Origin of the sequence: Streptosporangium lutulentum (assembly GCF_030811455.1) — a bacterium.
Classification (GTDB): domain Bacteria; phylum Actinomycetota; class Actinomycetes; order Streptosporangiales; family Streptosporangiaceae; genus Streptosporangium; species Streptosporangium lutulentum.
The window spans coordinates 7,457,463-7,471,345 of record NZ_JAUSQU010000001.1 but is presented as its reverse complement, the minus strand read 5'-3'; the positions used below and the strand labels follow the sequence as shown (position 1 = coordinate 7,471,345).

Here is a 13,883-nt window from a genome sequence, read left to right as displayed (position 1 = left end):
GCTGAGTCGGGGCAGCAAGCCAGGGCCAGGCCGAGCAGTGGCAGGTTCGGCGCAAGCTCTCGATGGTGAACCGCCTGCGCCCGTTATGTCGGTAGGCGCTGCGAGCATGGCGGGGTGATCACGACCCCTGATGACTACGCCTGGCTCTCCGGTGGCTGCTTCACCTACGTCCGTGGCCTGGCTCCCGAGCAAGTGGTGACCCGGCTCGGCGCTCGGGCGGAGGACTTCACGCCCATGACGTTCGACGAAATGTGCGCAGCCCCCTCCGGTCCGCGCGGATCCGGCGTGTTTCTCGGCGTCACGACCGTCGGGGACTGGGCGTTCATCGTCGAGACCAGAAGCCGGCTCGGTATCACCGAAGAAGTCGTCATGCCGCTGTCGGCGGGCACCCGCCTCGTCTCCCACCAATTCCTCGACATCAAGGCCCTCGACTACTTCTTCTGGATCGAGGACGGAGAGCTCCGGTTCTGCTTCATCGCCCAGGAGGGCTACCTGGAGGAGGTGCCGGACGAACTCGCGGAGACCATGAACCTGATCGACTCCGTCTACTCTCCACTCACCGACCCCCACGAGGGGCCGATGTTCCTCCTGGCCGAGCGCCTCACCGGGATCACCCTGACGCGACAGCTGATAAAGAAGTCCACCTACCTGTGCGGAGTCGTTCCCGAACCCCTGTCCACAGACATCCCCTGGCCGTGGTGAGCCGGATCCACCATCCGTGACCCCATGGGGCCAGGTCGCGGCAGGTGGGCTCACTTTGCTGCAAGCCTCCGGGGCAGGCTCTCCGCAGGCATGACATCGGAGAACCCAGCGCGACGGGAACAGCGCCAACCGACGTAGGACAGGATCCTTCTCCGGTTTGTGGTGCGATGCCGGACCTGGCCGTCGTGTCTGTGTTGCGTGCTGGAGCATCGTAGGGTGTCGCTCCCAGGGCGAAAGGATCATCGTGCCGCAGTTCCCCCGATTATCGTGGTCAGCGCTGTCGGCGTGGATGGCGGCCGCGGTCGTCGCCGCCTTCCCGAACTTGAAGCTGTGGTACGAACGATTCAAGCCTGAGGAGTTCGTCCAGGCCCATGGAGTGCCCGAAACGATCTATGGATTTGTGGGCCTGTACAGCAGTGGATCAACGCTGTCGCCGTTCGTCCCGCTGCAGGTCGATCTCGAAGTGGTCATGGAGATCACGGGGGACTGGGCGGTTCCGGCTCTCGTGGTTCTTCTCGGCCTCCTGGCATGTCTCGGCCGCAGAGATCCCAGGGTGACGGGCCGGAGGGTGGCGGGACTCCTCGTCCTGATCGCGGTGATCGCACTTCTCGTCCGGTCGTACAGCGGGCGGGAAATCTACGCCGAGATGTTCCCGCCGTTCAACGCCGACGGGTTCGGCGCGGTGGCCGGTGGTTGGGCTGTCACCCAGTTGTGCCTTCTGGTGGCCGCGGCGCTGGTGTTCGCCGCGTCGCGCGAGATGCGGCCCGTCACCGGGGACGAGCCGGCCGGGTCACGTGCCGGGATGGTGTGGCGTCGGCCGGTGGCGGCCCTGGCCGACTATCTGATCGTCGTTACCGTCCTGGGCGTCATCGTGGGACCGGTCTGGTCCTTGATCGGCATCGGTACCGAGTACCCGATGGCATTCGGGTTCCTGGAGCGGATTGACGTGCTCCAGAGCAGCCCGGAGCCCGTGGAACTGGTCATCTTGTCGGTGCTGTTCCTCTACTTCTGGGTGCAGCACGCCCTGTGGGGGCGGACGCTCGGAAAGCGGCTGCTGGGCATCCGGGTCATCGCAGCGAATACGGGTGGACGGCTGGGCGCGGGCAGGACCGCGCTCCGCGCGCTGGTCTTCCCCCTGCTCGCCTTTGTCCCCGAGGTCGGGCTGTTGTGTCTTTTGGCGGGTGGGCTGTGGATGCTCCTCGATCCCGAAGGCCGGGTGCTGCATGACCGCTGGCTGGGCGCCGCGGTGGTACGCGACCGGGTACGGGACGCTCAGCCGCAGACCTGACTCGACGTCATCTGCGTGATCTTGCTGACGCGGATGCCAATCACAGGTCTGGACGACCATGGACTGAGAGACCTCAGAGAGCCTGTCCGATCTGGCCCGGAAGACGCCTGTGGACGGTCCCGGACAATCGTCCCTCAACTCATAATGAAGTGCTTTGGCGTAGGTATTGCTCCATGCCGTGTGAGATCTGTGTCGTTGTGCTCTTACCGTGTCGGTGTGAGGGGAGTGGGTCACCGACCTGCGGGGCGTCCAGGCCGACGGCGACGGCGTGGTGGTGGACGCGATGAACGCCGCTCTCCTTGCCCACGACCCGGGCGGAATCGTCGCACCGTACATGCAGGACGGGGGCGGGGAAAGATCATTCGAGGAGGCTGAAGCTCAATAGCCGCCGGTGGTCAACCGGGTTGCGTGTCGTGATCGCGGGGTCTTACCTTGTCGTCGTGACTACGCCGATGGACGTTGCGGAACATGTCGACTCGTATTTCGTTTGCGCCACTCCTCGTACCGGCAGCTCGTTGCTCCTCGGACTGCTGGAGACCACCGGGGTCGCTGGCCGGCCTCAGGCGTATTTCCGTGAGCCCGACGAGCCGCTGTGGGCCGACCGGTGGCGGATTCCACGCACCTCTGATGGTGGTTTCGACTATGCGGACTACATGCGAGCGGCACTTGACGCAGGCCGGACCGAGAACGGCGTGTTCGGGGCGAAGCTCATGTGGGGAACCTTGGGCGAGGTGGTCGACAAGTTGAGGACGGTCTACCCGGACCTCGCCGGTGAGGACGTCAGGTTGTTGAACCGGGCATGCGGGCGCACGCGCTTCGTGTATCTACGACGCGACGATGTTCTGGCGCAGGCGGTGTCCTGGCTACGCGCTGAGCAGACCAATGCCTGGTACATCGGCGGGAACGGCGAAATCGGCGACACCGGCGGAAAGGGGCGACCGCCCAGCTTCGATTCGAACCGGATCGGTCAGCTGATCCGGCTGATCGATGAGCACAATACGGCGTGGGAGGAGTGGTTCACCTCGTTCGGCATCCAGCAGCACGTGGTGCGCTACGAGGAGCTTGACGCCGACATGATCGGTGTCACCCAGGGCATCCTCGACTTCCTCGGGCTCGACCTACCCGATGGACACGTGATCGTGCCACGGCACAAGCGCCAGGCCGACGAGCTCAACGGCCAGTGGATCGATCGCTACAGGACGGAGCCGGCAGAGTGACGCAGATTCTCCTGTCCTCCTCCCCGAAGGGGGAATCCAGGCCAATGGACCGATACTGACCTTTCGACGCGCACTTCTTCTCACCGTGCGCGCCTGAGGCAGCCAACTGCAGGGCGAGGCGGTCATCCTTCGAAGAGCGGGCCGCGACGCTCGTCGTTTCAAGGCTCGAGGATGGCCGCCGTCACGTATTCGGATATTTAGTCGTGGCTGAGCCTGCCGGACGTCTTCGGCGAGCCGCCCCTTGAGCATGGGCGACGTGACCATGGATCTCGGCAACGCCCGCGTGGAACCGTTTTCGGCCAGAGGCACTGTGCCTGAACACCGGGATACGGTGATTCGTAAGGTAGGGGTGCTCGGTCGATGCGCTCAGGCGCCCGCAGGTGACTTCAGTACAGCCGGCCGGTGTCCGGGGTGAAGTCGGCGTCGAGGAGGATGGATGGTCGGCTCGTTCGGGTCGCTCCTGCGAAGCTTGCGGCAGGACGCGAAGTTGACGATCGAAGAGCTGTCCCACGCCTCCGGCGTGAGCGTACGGGCCATCGGGAACATGGAGCGGGGCGTCAGCCGCGGCCCGCAACAGCGCACGGTGCAGGAACTGGCCGAAGCCTTGGGGCTCGGCGACGAGCAACAGGCGGAGCTGGTCGAGGCCGCCAGGGCGGGCCGGCCGCGGCCGAGTGGCCCGGTGCCGGGCACGTGTGAGCTGCCGTACGGAACGGGTGATTTCACCGGTCGCGTGAGGGAGCTCGATCTGCTGCGCCGGCTCGCTGAGCAGGCCAGGTCCGGGGAGCCTGCGATGGTGGCCACTATCTCCGGCACTGCCGGGATCGGCAAGACGGCTCTGGCCGTGCACGCCGCCCGGCACCTGGCCGAGATGTTCCCTGACGGCCGCTTCTACGTGGACCTGCGCGGCATGGACAGCGCCCCACCGGCCCCGGGGGCGGTGCTGTCGCGGCTGCTGAAGGCATTGGGCGTGGCCGAACAGCGGATTCCGGGCGATGAGGAAGAGCAGGCCGGGTTCTATCGGACCCTGCTGAGTGACCGACGGTGCCTGATCGTGCTGGACAACGCCGCGCACGAGGCACAGGTGCGTCCCCTTCTCCCGTCCGGTGGTCCCGGGATGACGATCGTCACCAGCCGCCGTTCGCTGGCCGGGCTGGAAGGGGTGCGGCAGATCCCGCTCGCCCAGCTGACCGGTGATGAGACGGCCGGGCTACTACGGGAGATCGTGGGCGCGGAACGGACCGAGAACGACCCGGACGGCGTGGCCGAGCTGGCCCGGCTGTGCGGCCACCTGCCGCTGGCCGTACGGATCGCCGGGAACCGGCTGCAGAGCCGGCCAGGCTGGACGGTCAGCCAGCTGGCAGGCCGTTTGGGAGATGAAGGGCGCCGGTTGGAGGCCCTGGCGGCCGGGGACCTGGCAGTGGCCGCCGCGTTCGCGCTGTCCTACCGGCAATTGACCGGGACGGCGCGATGCAGCTTCCGGCGGCTGGCGCTGGCGGCCGCGCCGGAGTTCGGGGTGCCGCTGGCCGCCGTCTTGACCCAGGTGGATGTGTTCGAGGCCGAGGACGCGCTGGAGGAGCTGGTCGAGCTGGGCCTGCTGACCTCGCCGTACGCCGGGCGTTATGTCTTCCACGACCTGGTCCGGCTCTATGCGCGCGCCCAGCTGGAGCAGGAGGAGCCGATCGAGGCGCGGCAAGCGGCGCGCCTGCGGATGGAGGACTGGCTACTGGAGGTGGCCACGGTGGCGGGGCGCTGGTTCGAGCCGGGCTACGGCGCGCCGCCACCGGAGTGGTACTCCCTGGTCGCGCTCGACAGCCGGCAGGAAGCCGCCGACTGGCTGCAGACGGAGGACACGGCCTGGCTGGAGGCGCTGCGCTCAGTGGCTCGGCGTGGAGAGCACGCGACGGTGGTCGAAATGGCCGAGTCCATGCACTGGTTCTCCGACCATTGGATCGCGTGGGGGCACTGGAGCGAGGTGTTCGAGCTGTCCGCAGGTGCGGCACACGCCCTGGGCGACCCGCGGCGGGAGGCGGTGCATCTCAACCTCTTGTGCTGGGCGCTGTCCGCGTGCGAAGGCCGTAATGAGGAGGGGGAGGCGACCGCGTTGCGGGCGCTGGAGCTGGCCCGCGAGGCCGGCGATCTACGTCTGCAGGGACAGGCGCTGAATTGTGCCGGCTCGGCGAGCCTGGAGCAGGCGAGGATGGAGCCGGCGAGCATGGAGCGGTCGCTGGACTACAACCGGCGAGCCGCTGATCTTCTCCTCCAGGCAGGGGACCTGGATCGCTATCCCCAGGCGATGGCAAGCTATATCAACGTCCTGCGGCTGGCGGGCCGGGTAGAAGAAGCCTTGAAGCACAGCCTCGCACTTGTGACTACGTTGCGTGACCCCGAATACGGCGGTTCCCCGGCCCTCATCACCCACTGTCTCGGGATCGCCCTGCGCGAGGTCGGCACCGCCTACCTCACGCTCGAACGCTGGGAGGAGGCGGTCGACGCCTTCGACCAGGCGCTGTCCGAGTTGCAGACCAGTTCAATCGACATAATCGTGGGGCGCATTCAGCGCAGGCTGGGCACCGCGCTACGGCACCTGGGCCGGATCGAGGAGGCCCGCCAGGCGTTGACGGAAGGGCTACGACTGTTGGAGATATGCGGTGAAACCGAGCAAGCCGCCGAGGTGGTCATGGAACTCGAGGAGCTAGACGGACCTGGCGCGGCAACCGGGCGCTGAGCGCCGGTTCACGTCCACGAAGGTGATGTACAGCGACACCACCTCATACGATCACACGTCACCGGACCGCATCTATCGTCTGAGCAGGCCGGGACGTCGCTGACGAGGCTTCTGCCCTTGCCTGCGGGAACATCAGAAGGTCGGGGTTTCGAGTGTCTCCGGCCGCGCAGTGCCAGAAGGCCCTTGAACAGGCATGTGAGGATGAGCACCATGTCTCGGGACGTGAACGCGGCGGCCGCTTCGGAACGACTGATCGATTACGGTGACCGGCCATGAGATTCCTCATCGTCGGTGGCAGCGGTTTTCTCGGCGGCGAACTCGCTCGGCAGTGTTCGATGGCCGAGCATGAGGTGGCTGCGACCTACCTGACCCGACCAGGAGAGACCGCGGGCGTCGAGTGGTTGCCGCTCGATGTGCGTCGACGAGACGACGTCGATGCGCTGATCAGCGCGTTTCGACCAGAGGTGGTCATCAACGCCGCGTATCGGCAGACAGACTGGATGATCACGGCGGTGGGAGCCGCGAACGTGGCTCTCGCCGTCTCCGCGGCAGGTGGGCGCCTGGTCCAGGTGTCCAGCGACGCGGTCTTCTCCGGCGCCGCGATTCGCTATGACGAGACGTGTCTCCCTGACCCGATCACCCCGTATGGTGCGGCCAAAGCCGCTGCCGAGACAGCGGTGAACGCGATCGCGCCAACCGCGGTGATAGCCCGGACATCCCTGATCATCGGTGACGGTGACTCCTCGCACGAGGCGCTGGTGCGTTCACTGGCCACCGGCAGGGCAGGAGGAGTGCTGTTCACCGACGACGTGCGATGTCCTGTACATGTCGTCGATCTCGCCGCGGCGCTCCTCGAACTTGCCGCATCCGAGTATCACGGCATCCACCATGTCGCCGGAGCCGACGCGGTGAGCCGATACGAGCTCGGGCTGCTCATCGCCCGACGTGACGGACTCGACGCGGACCGACTGCCTTCGGGCCGGCGAGCGGACACCAACGTGCCCGGCCCGATGGACGTGCGCCTGGAGTGCGGCATGACTCAGCGGCGGCTTCGGACCAGGCTGCGTGGTGCGCGGCGGTTTCTGGGTGACGTTCACCGATGATCGCGACCTTCTCCCGGTGAGGACGGCCCGCGCGCAGGGTGTTATGACGCCACGGCGCCTGCCTCGTACGGAGTAGCGGCGTCATCCCCGCATCGCGATGCGAGCAGCGGACGGGAGATCCGCCGACCCCTGGTGCAGGCGTCGCGGGCCGGTGGACACGAAGCTCCAGCGGCCCGGAGCGTTGTCGCCGGGCCGCCGGAGCTTCATGAACGGAGACACCCTCCGCCGCTCACGCCACCAGGTGCTGCTCGGCCAGTTCGGTCAGCTTCACGGTGTACAGGCCACCGCGTTCGGCCTTCACGTCGGTCACCTTGAGCTGCGTGCCGGGGGCGAGGATGAACTCCTCCTCACCGGTGAACGCGGAGAAACCGCGGATGCCCACGGCCCGCAGGGGGAGCACCTCGAAGAGCGTCCGCTTGCCGCGGTGGCCGAGGAACGTCTGGGCCACGCTGAGACTCGACGTACACGAGGACACGCCCCACCACGTCACGGTTCGGCCGAGAGGGTACTGCGCGCGCAGGTCCAGCGACACCCCGCGCCACAGCGGCTCCTTGCGGGCCGGCAGGCGCGACACGGCCGAGAACAGGAGTCGCAGATACGGGAGGTAGGGGACGATCCGGGTGCGGTCCGGGTGGCGCAGGATGGCGTTGATCTGCCGGTAGAACCCCGACTCGCAGGTGTAGAGATAGAGGGCCGCGATCTCGTCGGCGGACAGGCTGTCGGCCGCGCCGTCCGCGTGCTTCTCGCCGAACAGGTACGACTGCTCCATGTGCCGGTCGAGACCCGACAGCAGCTTGGCCACCGGGGCGCCGGCCTCGCGGAAGTCCATGAGCGGGGTGTCGAACACGCCGGTGATCGCCGGAAGTTCCAGCCCCTCGTCTTTGACGCCGGCGAGCCGTTCGAGGTAGAGCTTGTGCAACTCCATCGTGGAGGCGATGAACGCCCCCATGCGGTCGGCGGTGTCCGCGTCCGCCCCGCCGGCTTGCGCCGCGAGCGTGTTCCACCCCTTGCCGGGCAGCCAGTCGATCTCGTCGGCCCCGAGCATTTTGAGTGCCGTGTTCACGGCGGCGAAATGGTTCCCGTCGCAGAAGATGTCGCCCTGTGCCGCGGGGTTGGGGTGGTCGATGTGCAGGACCTCCACCTCGGGGTACTTCTGCTGGAGCCGGAGCACGACCTCTTTCAGGCTGCGGGCGTGAGCTCCCCACCACGCGAACACCACGCCCCGGTCCTTCTCGTCGGCGTTCTGCTTGGCCTTCAGGATCTCCTCGATGAGCTTCTCGACGACCGGTCGCCAGAACGCGGTGTGCCGGTCGGTGGCCATCGCCCCGTCGCCGCTGGCGGTGAGCGCCGCGTTCAACAGCAACACGCCCTGCGTGAGCATCGCCTGGAACCACTCCGGCGGCTGCACGGTGTCCTGCTTTTTCAGGAGTGCGCGGATGTCGGCGATCGGCGTCTTCTTGGGGGACGCCGTGCTTCCACATCGCCGCCGCCTTGATGATGCAGCGGATGGTGATGACCCTGCCGAACTGGCTGTCGTTCCAGTCGTGGAAGGTGTTGTCGAACATGGCGATGCCGGTGGCACTCTCGGCCCGCGGGTACGGGTTCTGGCCGAAGACGACGACCTTCCACTTGTGCAGCGGATTGGGCTTGAGCGCTTGGAAGGTCAGTTCCCGGATGGGCACGACCTCCGGGCTGCGGCCCGGACCGATGAACGTGGCCGCGGCCGGCTGCGCCTCGATGACCGGCTTCAAGAGCGGCAGCCACGGCTCGCCACCGCCCTTGAAGAGTTCGGCGAGGGCCAGCGGGTCACTCGGGTCGGGCGGGGTGGGGGCGTTGACGTCGCTCATCGTGAATTCCTGGATCGGGGAGTCGTACCGGTGACGGCACAGGTGATTGAGGTGGGGGAATTGTGCCGTGCGAAGATCCAGAATGCGATGTCGGAGAACCGGAAAGCCCACCCCCTTCCAGCGGGTGGGCTTTCCTGTCGTGAGCGCCGGTTCACCGTAAGGCCTGGTCCGCGGAAGGCCCGGGGCGGGGAGGCCCGGAGTCGATGCGTCCGCAGGCGCGGAGATCGTTCCTGAATCTCCAGACAAGATCAGATTTGTCGGTGTGGAGCGATATCTTCGTGGACGTTGGAACCACCCCCTGCGCCCGGAGTGAGCCATGACTGTCGAACACATGAAGCCGCCGCTCAAGGTGGTGCTGGTGGACATCAACGCGAAAGTGGTGCAGGAGTGGCGAGCGGCGTTCGCCGACGTCCCCGAGGTCGAGATCTACAAGGGGTCGATCCTCACCCGGCACGTCGACGCCTGGGTCAACCCGACCAACTCCCGCGGACGGATGGACGGTGGGGTCGACGCGGCCATCAAGCGTCACCTCGGGGCGGGGATCCAGTTGCGCGTCCAGCGGGCGATCCGCGATCAGTTCGGAGGGTCGCTGCCGGTGGGAAGTGCCGTGTGCGTGCCGTCGGGGGCGACCAACCCGAAGTTCCTGATCTCGACGCCGACGATGGTGCAGTCGGTGCAGAACGTGAGTGAGACGCTGAACGTGGCGCTGGCGTGCGCCGCCGCGTTTCAGGCCATTCACATGCAGAACGAGAAGGAGCCGGGCAGCGTCGGGTCGGTGGCGCTGGTCGGCATGGGCGTGGCGACGGGCCGGGTGCCGCCGAGGGTGTGCGCCAACCTGATGTGGACCGGCTACACCCTGTTCAACGACTACTACTTCCGGGACTACGAGGACCTGCAGAAGACGGTCCGCGAGCAACTCGACGACATCGACAGCCGCCCTGAGGAGGAGCGGGTGCGAATCACGCCGCCCGCCGGCCGGTCTCGTGGTTGACGAGGCGAACGCGACCCGATCGAGCGGCTTCCCGTGTTCCGGCTTGATGCGGCCGTGAACGATGCCTTCGTTACGCCAAGGCCGTCGAACCGTCGTGGGTGCGGTTCGCGTTCGGGAAGCACGCAGGAGCTGAGGGGTCAGCGTGACGTGGGGAAGGCGGCGCGCAGTACGGAGCCACGGGTGACGAACGCGACCCGGATGATGGGCAGCATGCAGACGGCCTGCGTGACGGCGTACCACGGCGGGCAGACACCCGGGATCAGGTCGACGGCGATGATCGCGATCGGCACGGTGACGGTGAGGACGCTCACGCGCTCGAAGGCCCGTCGAGATCCCCGGGAAGCGGAGACGGTCATCCGGTAGAACAGCACCGCGATCACAGGCAGCAGGATCGCCCGGACCCACATGAACGTGTTGATCGTATGACCGCTGCTCGACACCACGATGATCGCCAGAAGGGCGACGGCGCTGAGTGCGGCGTAAATCTTGATGCCGCTCTTCGCCGTGTCGAAGGCTTCCTGGGTGCGGGGGTCGTTGAGGAGTGCCGGCTCGGTCGTGGTGCGCGTGTTGGTTTTCATGTCACAAACGTTACGAAGTGCCTGGTCGAGGCGGTATCCGTCTGGACGCACGGGTGGGTGGGGATAGCCCCACTCCCCGGTTGACCAGGGCGGTAGCGGGCTTTCCTCGGCGACTGCGGAGAAGCCGATGGAAACCGATCCTGACCAGGTCAAGCCCCTGATGAGGGAAGCGCGGACCAGACCGTGCGTGGTGAGGTGGCCGGTCAGGACGGTGAGGCTCGGCCTGCGGCCGACGCTCGACGGCCTCGGGATGCTCCTCCAGAACTCCAGGAGCCAATCCGCTCACACTTCCACGAGGATGTCGGCCACCACGTGGGCCGGAGGCGGTTCTCTCGGGCGTGATGGAGAAACGGTTGATCGGGACGGATGATTCGGTTGGATTCGTCGGGCGTGTGCTGTTTTATGATCAAGAGTGCGTTAGTGTGCCGTGATGATCGGGGCGGTAGTGCGTTTATCGGCGGGTGATATCGGGTGATCGAGGTGGGTGGCGGCAGGGGCGGGGTCTGGCGGGACCGCGAGGATCTCGTACCGCCGGTGCCGGTCGGTCTGCCGCGTGAGGATCTCGCCGAACGCTTCGGCGGTGGTCGGATTGTCGAGGCGTTCACCGCTTTCACCCGTTGGTCGCGCGACGGGGTCGGCGTGCTGGGGTTTTCCGCCGCCGTGGCAGCGTGGGTCGCGTAATGGGTCGCTCTCTGCCGCGGCGCAAGGTCCTGCTCATGGCCGGGCTCGGGGTCCTCGGCGTGACCGCCGTCGGGGTGCCGGTCGCGATCGCCCTTACCCGCACTCCCACCCTCACCGGCCACACGGCCACTGTCGGCTCGGTAGCTTTCAGCCCGGACGGAACGACCCTCGCCACCGGCAGCCAGAACGGCGAGGTGTGGTTGTGGGACGTGGACAGCGGCGAAACCATCGCCGCCTTCACCGACTACGACGGCACTGTCGTGTCGGTGGCCTTCAGCCCGGACGGGAGAACCCTCGCCGCCTGCGGTGAGAGCGACGGCGCGGTGCGGTTGTGGGACGTGGCCAGTCGCGAAACCATCGCCGCCTTCACCGGCCGCACCGACCTCGTCTGGAGTATGGCCTTCAGCCCGGACGGGACGACCCTCGCCACCGGCGGGAATGCCAGGACGGCGCAGTTGTGGGACGTGGCCGGTCGCACAGCCACCGCCACCCTCACCGGCCTCACCGGCACCGTCCTCTCGGTGGCTTTCAGCCCGGACGGGGCGACCGTCGCCGTCGGCAGCAGCGACCACGCCGAAGGCACGGTGCGGTTGTGGGATGTGGCCGGCCGCACAACCACCGCCACCGCCATCCCCACCGGCACTGGCACTGTCGACTCGGTGGCCTTCAGCCCGGACGGGACGACCCTCGCCACCGGCGGCAGGGAAGAGAACTCGTCGCCGTCAAGAGGCGTGGTGCGGTTGTGGGATGTGGCCGGCCGTACAGCCACCGCCACCCTCGCCGGCCACGCCGGCGCTGTCATGTCGGTGGCCTTCAGCCCGGACGGAACGACCCTCGCCACCGGCAGCCTCGACAGGACCGCGCGGCTGTGGAACGTGGACAGCGGCACAACCGTCGCCACCTTCACCGGCCACGCCGGCGCTGTCATGTCGGTGGCCTTCAGCCCGGACGGAACGACCCTCGCCACCGGCAGCAAGGACGATACCGCGAAGTTGTGGCGAATCCCCTGACCTGCCGACGTCGGAGTTCAGCTGATCGACTCCTCCGGTGACCGCTCAGCCAGGGGCGGATCTTCGTGCTGTCGATCATGGAAGTGTCGGGACCGTCTGCTTGGGTTGCTGGAATGAGCAGGGGACGGTCGAGGAGAGAGCATGCGGCAGTCGGAGCGTCTGTGGCACCTTGCCCGGTCCTACGGCATGGGCGAGTGGTTCATGGCCGCATGGGTGGAGGGCCTGGAGACGTGGGAGGTGGCCCGGCGGCTGGGGGTCTCGGTCGCGGATGTGGATGACGCGGTCGGTTGCGACTGGGGGGATCTCCTGGAGGGGATGTCTTTCGACGGTGGCCCGGGAGTGATCTGGGCCGGCCGGTTGAACGAGAACTGGACGCAGATCATCCAGGTCCGGGGGCACGACTGCGACGGGTCTTTGCGGGACCTCTCGTACGGAGGACGGGCGCTGCTGGTGTGGTGGGACTTGAACGGGCCTCGTGACCTTAAGTATGCGGTCAACGGTGTCCATGCCACGGGGTTCAGCGTCACCACCCCCGGGGAGCGGTGGGGCCGTCACCCCGCCGCACTCGACTCATACGCGCACGGGTTGCGGTTCGACCTGGCGGATTCAAGCTGGGAGAGCGACCCCGACCTCACACCGGGATGGCTTGAGTACGCCGCATGGGAGGAGGCACGGATGGAGAGCGGGCGAGACTACGGGGAAGAAGACGAGATTCTGCCATCAGGGTGGGACGACTTCATCGCCCTCGCTCACAACGGATACAGCCCGCGACTGGCGACGTGCGTCACCTCTGCGCTGACACTGGTCGGCAGGGTGACGGGGCGGGAGTTCGACAGGGAGTGGATGAACGGGACCCACACCCGCTACCTGCTCCCCGAGTAGCCTTCCTAGCTGTCGTGCTGCCGGCGCACCATCTCGGTGATCCAGATGGGCGCGAACGGAGACGTGCAGCCCGGGGACGTCGGGTAGTCCTTGAGCACCTCCAGGCGCTCACCGATGTCGAGCGCGCGGGCGCAGTGCTCGGCGCGCTCGATCCCGATCTGAGCCAGGCAGTGGTTCATCGCCCACTGCAGGCGATCCGGGGCGCCTTTCATCTCCGCCTCGATGACGTCGAGCAGTCCGGCGAGGTCGAGGCCTTCGGGCCTCTTCGCCACCCGTTCGATGGTCAGCGCCCAGCCGGCACTCGCGACCACCGGATCCGGATCGGCGGACCAGGCCAGGCGCAGCTCTTCGGAGTGCGGGTTCTTCTTCACCACGTAGTTCACGAGCCAGTCGTGCACCTTGGGCGCACGCGCCTCGCGCACCATGACGTCCAACTCGTCACGCTCGAACGCCTTCGGGCGGCAGATCAGGATCGCCAGCAGTCTCGCCGCGGTGTCATCCGTCTCCCAGAGCCGGCGCGCGAGTTCCTGCTGCGTCTTCAGCCGCTTCGCGAGCGCGCGCAGCTTGCCGAGGTTCACCCCGTGATCGTCACCGTGTCTCTCGTTCGCCGCGCGTATCTTCGGGTCTTCGAGCTCGGCCAGCTCGGCCGTCACCTCGGCCACCGTCGTCTCGGTCAGCGTCGTCTCGGCCATCTCGGACTCCTGTCCATCGCGGGCGAGATCCAGCCTATGACGGGAGCCGGCCTCCTGTCGTACACACCGTTTCGGCGGCGGTCACCGACACGAAATCCCGAGCCCTCACACATTCGCAGCGGTTCTCTTCCCCGGCCCTCGCTTTCGTTCCGAGCCGCCGATGGGGC

13 protein-coding genes are annotated in these 13,883 nt (G+C 67.1%); 10 read left to right on the top strand and 3 right to left on the bottom strand.

Annotated features, from left to right (window positions below):
• The first annotated feature begins 114 nt into the window (after positions 1 to 114).
• The 5 genes from J2853_RS33465 to J2853_RS33445 all read left to right on the top strand — a co-directional run bounded on the left by J2853_RS33465 (position 115) and on the right by J2853_RS33445 (position 7,035).
• On the top strand, positions 115 to 702 hold the full coding sequence (locus J2853_RS33465; protein WP_307564702.1) for a DUF6461 domain-containing protein: 588 nt from the start codon (positions 115 to 117) through the stop codon (positions 700 to 702).
• Positions 703 to 946: 244 nt separating this feature from the next.
• Positions 947 to 1,990 carry an RDD family protein gene (locus tag J2853_RS33460; RefSeq protein WP_307564701.1) on the top strand — a complete coding sequence of 348 codons (1,044 nt, stop codon included), beginning with the start codon at positions 947 to 949 and terminating at the stop codon, positions 1,988 to 1,990.
• Between the two features lie 440 nt (positions 1,991 to 2,430).
• Positions 2,431 to 3,207, top strand: a complete 777-nt coding sequence (locus J2853_RS33455) for a Stf0 family sulfotransferase (RefSeq protein ID WP_307564700.1) — start codon at positions 2,431 to 2,433, stop codon at positions 3,205 to 3,207.
• A gap of 436 nt (positions 3,208 to 3,643) precedes the next feature.
• Positions 3,644 to 5,932, top strand: coding sequence for a helix-turn-helix domain-containing protein (locus tag J2853_RS33450; RefSeq protein ID WP_307564699.1), 2,289 nt, complete (start codon positions 3,644 to 3,646; stop codon positions 5,930 to 5,932).
• A gap of 272 nt (positions 5,933 to 6,204) precedes the next feature.
• Entirely contained in the window at positions 6,205 to 7,035 is an 831-nt protein-coding gene (locus J2853_RS33445) for an SDR family oxidoreductase (protein WP_307564698.1), read from the top strand.
• Between the two features lie 229 nt (positions 7,036 to 7,264).
• On the opposite strand, the gene J2853_RS33440 is transcribed toward J2853_RS33445, so the two are convergent.
• The gene (locus J2853_RS33440) at positions 7,265 to 8,443 is read right to left on the bottom strand and encodes an ADP-ribosyltransferase domain-containing protein (RefSeq protein ID WP_307564697.1); all 1,179 of its coding nucleotides are present in this window, start codon (positions 8,441 to 8,443) and stop codon (positions 7,265 to 7,267) included.
• Between the two features lie 98 nt (positions 8,444 to 8,541).
• Between J2853_RS33440 and J2853_RS33435 the strand changes: the two genes are divergently transcribed.
• The gene (locus J2853_RS33435) at positions 8,542 to 8,916 is read left to right on the top strand and encodes a hypothetical protein (protein WP_307564696.1); all 375 of its coding nucleotides are present in this window, start codon (positions 8,542 to 8,544) and stop codon (positions 8,914 to 8,916) included.
• Positions 8,917 to 9,198: 282 nt separating this feature from the next.
• On the top strand, positions 9,199 to 9,873 hold the full coding sequence (locus tag J2853_RS33430) for a macro domain-containing protein (protein ID WP_307564694.1): 675 nt from the start codon (positions 9,199 to 9,201) through the stop codon (positions 9,871 to 9,873).
• A 137-nt stretch (positions 9,874 to 10,010) separates the two neighbouring features.
• Here J2853_RS33430 and J2853_RS33425 read toward each other — a convergent pair whose 3' ends face one another.
• On the bottom strand, positions 10,011 to 10,451 hold the full coding sequence (locus J2853_RS33425) for a hypothetical protein (protein WP_307564693.1): 441 nt from the start codon (positions 10,449 to 10,451) through the stop codon (positions 10,011 to 10,013).
• Between the two features lie 471 nt (positions 10,452 to 10,922).
• On the opposite strand from J2853_RS33425, the gene J2853_RS33420 reads away from it, so the two are divergent.
• From J2853_RS33420 to J2853_RS33410, 3 genes are all read left to right on the top strand, one after another.
• Positions 10,923 to 11,132, top strand: coding sequence for a hypothetical protein (locus J2853_RS33420; protein WP_307564692.1), 210 nt, complete (start codon positions 10,923 to 10,925; stop codon positions 11,130 to 11,132).
• Positions 11,132 to 12,142 (top strand): WD40 repeat domain-containing protein, encoded by a 1,011-nt coding sequence (locus tag J2853_RS33415; RefSeq protein ID WP_307564691.1) that lies wholly within the window; start codon positions 11,132 to 11,134, stop codon positions 12,140 to 12,142. Before J2853_RS33420 ends, J2853_RS33415 begins: the two co-directional genes overlap by 1 nt.
• Positions 12,143 to 12,283: 141 nt before the next feature.
• Positions 12,284 to 13,024 carry a hypothetical protein gene (locus J2853_RS33410; protein WP_307564690.1) on the top strand — a complete coding sequence of 247 codons (741 nt, stop codon included), beginning with the start codon at positions 12,284 to 12,286 and terminating at the stop codon, positions 13,022 to 13,024.
• Positions 13,025 to 13,029: 5 nt separating this feature from the next.
• On the opposite strand, the gene J2853_RS33405 is transcribed toward J2853_RS33410, so the two are convergent.
• Positions 13,030 to 13,716: a DNA alkylation repair protein gene (locus J2853_RS33405; protein WP_307564689.1), complete on the bottom strand. Its 687-nt coding sequence runs from the start codon at positions 13,714 to 13,716 to the stop codon at positions 13,030 to 13,032.
• Positions 13,717 to 13,883: the final 167 nt, after the last annotated feature.

What these genes read in the sequence shown, in the direction of transcription:
- J2853_RS33450 (WP_307564699.1), top strand. Translation starts at nt 3,644, where the DNA reads ATGGTCGGCTCGTTCGGGTCGCTCCTGCGAAGCTTGCGGCAGGACGCG.
- J2853_RS33445 (WP_307564698.1), top strand. Translation starts at nt 6,205, where the DNA reads ATGAGATTCCTCATCGTCGGTGGCAGCGGTTTTCTCGGCGGCGAACTC.
- J2853_RS33435 (WP_307564696.1), top strand. Translation starts at nt 8,542, where the DNA reads ATGGTGATGACCCTGCCGAACTGGCTGTCGTTCCAGTCGTGGAAGGTG.
- J2853_RS33430 (WP_307564694.1), top strand. Translation starts at nt 9,199, where the DNA reads ATGACTGTCGAACACATGAAGCCGCCGCTCAAGGTGGTGCTGGTGGAC.
- J2853_RS33425 (WP_307564693.1), bottom strand. Translation starts at nt 10,451, where the DNA reads ATGAAAACCAACACGCGCACCACGACCGAGCCGGCACTCCTCAACGAC.
- J2853_RS33415 (WP_307564691.1), top strand. Translation starts at nt 11,132, where the DNA reads ATGGGTCGCTCTCTGCCGCGGCGCAAGGTCCTGCTCATGGCCGGGCTC.
- J2853_RS33410 (WP_307564690.1), top strand. Translation starts at nt 12,284, where the DNA reads ATGCGGCAGTCGGAGCGTCTGTGGCACCTTGCCCGGTCCTACGGCATG.
- J2853_RS33405 (WP_307564689.1), bottom strand. Translation starts at nt 13,716, where the DNA reads ATGGCCGAGACGACGCTGACCGAGACGACGGTGGCCGAGGTGACGGCC.